Genomic DNA, 235 nt, shown 5'->3' with positions numbered 1-235 from the left:
CATAAGAGTCGACCATTAAGTCTTTCTTTTCAGAAGTAACAAAACGATCTGCTGCGCCGTCCAATGTCTGGATACGAGCATCCAGATAGCGAACTTTATCGACTAAAGGTAATTTAAAGTGAAGGCCAGGAGCAAAAACGGTTGTTACGTCTCCATCTTTAAGCACCTTACCGAAACGTGCAACAATCGCGCGCTCACCTTCGCTTACCACCATCAAAGAGGAAAAACTCACCCC

At 45.1% G+C, this 235-nt stretch carries 1 protein-coding gene; it reads right to left on the bottom strand.

All coding sequences use genetic code 11. The features are described 5' to 3' along the window. The coding region (locus tag AAEY55_RS18615; RefSeq protein ID WP_350552776.1) for an SPFH domain-containing protein at positions 1-235 on the bottom strand (235 nt) is incomplete at both ends.

The organism is Pseudoalteromonas sp. 120-MNA-CIBAN-0494, from assembly GCF_040308885.1.
In the GTDB taxonomy this organism is placed as follows: Bacteria; Pseudomonadota; Gammaproteobacteria; order Enterobacterales; family Alteromonadaceae; genus Pseudoalteromonas; species Pseudoalteromonas nigrifaciens.
This window is presented reverse-complemented; position numbering and strand designations above follow the sequence as displayed.